This window comes from Amycolatopsis rhizosphaerae (genome assembly GCF_007713715.1).
Taxonomy (GTDB): domain Bacteria; phylum Actinomycetota; class Actinomycetes; order Mycobacteriales; family Pseudonocardiaceae; genus Amycolatopsis_E; species Amycolatopsis_E rhizosphaerae.
This window is the reverse complement of sequence record NZ_VJWX01000618.1, coordinates 1-3774: the sequence shown is the minus strand read 5'-3', so window position 1 is coordinate 3774 and position 3774 is coordinate 1. Positions and strand designations below refer to the sequence as shown.

Genomic DNA, 3774 nt, shown 5'->3' with positions numbered 1-3774 from the left:
GTTCCGGTGGTGTGGTTGCGCGTCTGCTCGTCGACGTTCACGTCGTCGGCCGAGCCGTCCTTGCCGTCGACGACCAGGACGTGCGAGCCGTCCGGGCTGTCCACGTAGATCCGGCCGTCCTGCCCGAGCGCGGGCCGGACCTTGCCGTCCTGGCCGGGCACGTTCTTCACGCTCTTCAGCGAGCCCTTGCCGTCGTAGCTGAGCACGTTGTGGTGGGCCTCGTCGACCAGCACGACCGTGTGCGAGGTGGCGAGCGGTGCGGTGAACTTCCCGTCCTTGGGCAGATCGACCGTGACGGGAGGGGCCACCGGTCCGCCCTTGAGCAGCCCGGCGGCGTCGATCAGCTGCAACTGGCCGCGGTCGGGGTCGACGACGGCAAGGCGCCCGTCGACGGAGTTGCCCGCGATCTGGGCCGTGGACGGCAGGTTGATGCCGAGGTCGGCCGGATCGCCGAGCCCGTCCTTGCCGACCGGGTCCAGGAGACCGGCCCTGAGGTCGACCGCCACCGGGTGGTCGTCGACGACGATCAGCGCGCCGTCGTGGCCCTGCGGCAGCCGGGCCGGGCAGGCCAGCAGGGCGGCGCCGCGGGGAAGCTGGCAGAGCGAACCGTCGTCGATCCGGTGGAGCCAGACGGTGCCGTCGGAGGTCGCCACCGGTGCGGACAGCGGACCTCCCGCCGGGACCGTCGCGGCCGGGTCGCCGAGGCGCACGACCTGGCCCGCGTTGCGGTAGACCAGGTACGGGCCGTCCGCGATCTCCAGCACCACCGGTTCCTCGGGGGCCGGGGGAGTGCGGCTGCTTTCCACCGTGAGCGTCGACTTGTCGAACTCGGTGATCCGCGACCGTTCGACCACGTAGCCGGAGCGTGCTCCCTGCGCGATGGGGCTGCCCTGTTCGGCACCGGGCACGCTCGCCTGCCCGTCCACCTGTCCGGTCGAACCGTCGACGTGGACCGCGGCCTGGGACGCGGTGTTGTAGACCCAGTGGCCGACCTGGATGAACTGCAGGCCGGCGGGCAGCGGTGCCTGGCCGGTCACCGCGACGCCGAGCGTGCCGAGGCAGCCGACGACCAGAACGACGACCGCGGCGCGGCTCCGCAGTGCCGCGAAGATCCGGCGCCGCGCGGGGGATTTCGGGCTGGTGGAGTCCATGGTCACCCGGCGACCCTAGACACGGGTGATACAGCGTTGATACATCCCGGAATCGGGCCGTGCCCGATGGGCACGCCGGGGCGCCACAGCGTCGCGTACACGAACGGTGACGCTAGCGGCGGGCGATGAAATATCGATGAACAGGGTTGTGTCATGGGAGGGGAAAGCGCTCTCCCGGATCCGCGGGAGGTCCGACCGATCCTGGCACGACCCTGGCGAGCGAGCGAGCGGGTCCGTGTCCCGGCGCCCGCTCGGCGGAGCGGTCTCGAACGGCCCATTCCGCCTTCCTTAATTGAACAATCTGTCAAGAAAATCGAGGCGGCGTTTGTCGGGTACCGGGGGAGACGGGCGGAAGAAGCGAAAGGGAAATGTGTGCGAAAAAAGGTCAACAATGCGGTGATCGAGCGGTTAGTATCGGGGCCGTGGGAGATTATCCCTGGCGAGTGGGCATCGTGGGCCACTCGGGCGCGCTGGTGGGGGCAGGGGTACTGCTGTCGGACCGGTACGTTCTGACCTGCGCGCATGTTCTCGCCGGTGGCGATGCGGAAGAACCCGGGCCGGAAATCGGCATCGAGTTCGTCGGTTTGCCGCACCGCCCCCCCCGGACTGGCCGGGGTGGCCGAAGACGGGGGGATTCCGCGGCGCGGGGACGAGTCCGGCGACCTCGCCCTGCCGGAACTGAAGGATGCCGTGCCGGACGCCCGGCCGGCGCCCCTGCTCGACATCGCCCTGCGCGACCGCGAACTCAAGGTGCAGGGCTATCCCGCCGGAAGCGGTTTCACCGCGTGTGGGCCCGGCTCCGCCGGCGGGCCCGAGCGGGCCCAACGACGAGTGGGTGCAGGTCGATCCGCGCGGTGCGGGGCCGAGGGTGCGCCGCGGTTTCAGCGGGGCCGGGGTGGTGGACGAGCGGACCGACCAGGTGGTCGGCGTGCTGGTGGCGACATCGAGCCGGACCGATCCGGACTGCGCCTGGCTGACCCCGGTGGACACGATCGCCGGTTACCTGTCTCCGGTGGCGCGCCTGGTGGCCGGTGAAGCGGCGGCCGACCCGGTCTTCCTCGCCTCGGCCCAGGACCGCCTGGCCGAGGTGAGCGGCGGCGGGCGCCGGGGCGGCGCGAACGAGGGGATGATCCGGGCTTCGCACGTCGTGGCCGACTGGTTGCGCCCGGCGGACCGGGGCGTCGTGGTGAACCTCGTCGGGCCCAAGGCGGAGCGGGTGGGCGTGCTGGCCGCCTTCGTCGCACTGGCGGATCCGGTGTCCCGCAGGCGGTTGCCCGCCGACGAGGTCGCGGTGGTGCCGCCGGGGCTGATGCTGCCGATGCGCAGCGTCGATCTCGCGCTGGACGCGACGGGCCGGACCACCGCGGAGGTCGCGCGGAAGATCGCGGAGCGCATCGGGATCGATGCCGGGGCCGGTGACCGGGAGTTCGTGCCCGGGGTGGTGGCCGCGGCCGCCTCGATGTCGCTGGTGATCGACTCCGCCGACGAGGCGGCCACCCCGGATTCCCTGGCGCACGACCTGCTCGGCCCGTTGGCCGAGCGCGCGCCCGGCCGCGGCGGCAGGCTGGTGCTGGGTTCCGGCGGGGAACTGCTGCCGGAACACACCGGCGAAGTGGTCTGTGTCGGCGAGTGAAGGCGCGCTCCTGACCGGGTTCGCCGATGCCGGGCAGGCGCTGTTCAGCACGCCGAAGCCCGGCTGCTACCTCTACCACGCCGCGTCCGTGGACAACACGAAGAACCGGCTCCAGCCGGGGAAGGACTTCGACTTCTTCCCCTTCCCGAAGACCGGCGAGGCCTCCTCCGGCGTCAACGAGGTGTCCGCCGACTTCGCGGTACTGGTGCGGCAGACCCCGCAGGCGAAGGAACTGGTGAAGTTCCTGGCCTCCGACGCGGCGCAGGGCATCTGGCCCGCCCGGCCCGGCAGCGGCGCGCTGTCGCCGGACCGCAACATCGGGCTCGGCGTCTACCCCGACGAGGTGAGCAGGTCCCTGGCGCGGATCCTGACCGGGGCCCCGGTCTGCCTGGACGCCTCCGACCTGATGCCGTCGAGCCTGAGCAACGCGTTCAACCAGGCGATGCTCGCCTTCCTGAGCGACCCGGCCCGCTACGCCGACCCGGCGAACGTCCACGCGCTGCTGGCGAACCTGGACAAGGTGGCGGCACAGGCCTATCCCGGCAACCGCACCCTGAACTACCACTGTGGACAGTTCTGAAAGGACAGGGAGGAAGATCCGGTGACGCAGCTGACCAGGTTCCGGCTCGAGGACGGCAGTTCGGTGGTCGTCGAGGTCGCGGAGGAGGAGGGGTTCACCAGGGCGGGCCGGACGGATCGCGTCGTCGACGCGGTGGGGGAGTCCTTCGAACAGGCCCTGCAGAAGGTGCAGCACGCCGCGAGCGCCGCACTGGACCTTCCGGCACTTGTGTCCCACCCTCCTGCGCTTGTGTCCCACCTTCCGGCGCTTGTGTCCCACGTTCGACAGCCCGAGTCCCACGTTCGGCCCGTGCGAAGGCACCTTTCTCCGCGGTGACCCGCCTGCAAGCAGGGGTGCGCGGTGCTGTGAGGGGGTCCCTCAAGGCACCCATCCCCGCCTGAGCGGGCAACTCACCTGCACGAGGGTGGGAC

The 3774-nt window shown here is 71.3% G+C and carries 3 protein-coding genes and 1 pseudogene; 3 read left to right on the top strand and 1 reads right to left on the bottom strand.

Going from position 1 to position 3774, the window contains the following annotated elements; genetic code table 11:
* Positions 1-1151: pseudogene (locus FNH05_RS38520) on the bottom strand (lactonase family protein); the annotation flags it as partial.
* A gap of 835 nt (positions 1152-1986) precedes the next feature.
* On the opposite strand from FNH05_RS38520, the gene FNH05_RS34290 reads away from it, so the two are divergent.
* Genes FNH05_RS34290 through FNH05_RS34280 form a run of 3 tightly spaced genes read left to right on the top strand, consistent with a single transcriptional unit; the run spans position 1987 to position 3679 of the window.
* A complete protein-coding gene (locus tag FNH05_RS34290; RefSeq protein ID WP_144593009.1) occupies positions 1987-2784 on the top strand; it encodes a hypothetical protein in 798 nt (265 codons plus the stop codon).
* Positions 2771-3364: an extracellular solute-binding protein gene (locus FNH05_RS34285; RefSeq protein WP_144593008.1), complete on the top strand. Its 594-nt coding sequence runs from the start codon at positions 2771-2773 to the stop codon at positions 3362-3364. The genes FNH05_RS34290 and FNH05_RS34285 overlap by 14 nt, the downstream gene beginning before the upstream one ends.
* 21 nt (positions 3365-3385) lie before the next feature.
* A complete protein-coding gene (locus FNH05_RS34280) occupies positions 3386-3679 on the top strand; it encodes a hypothetical protein (RefSeq protein WP_144593007.1) in 294 nt (97 codons plus the stop codon).
* Positions 3680-3774: the final 95 nt, after the last annotated feature.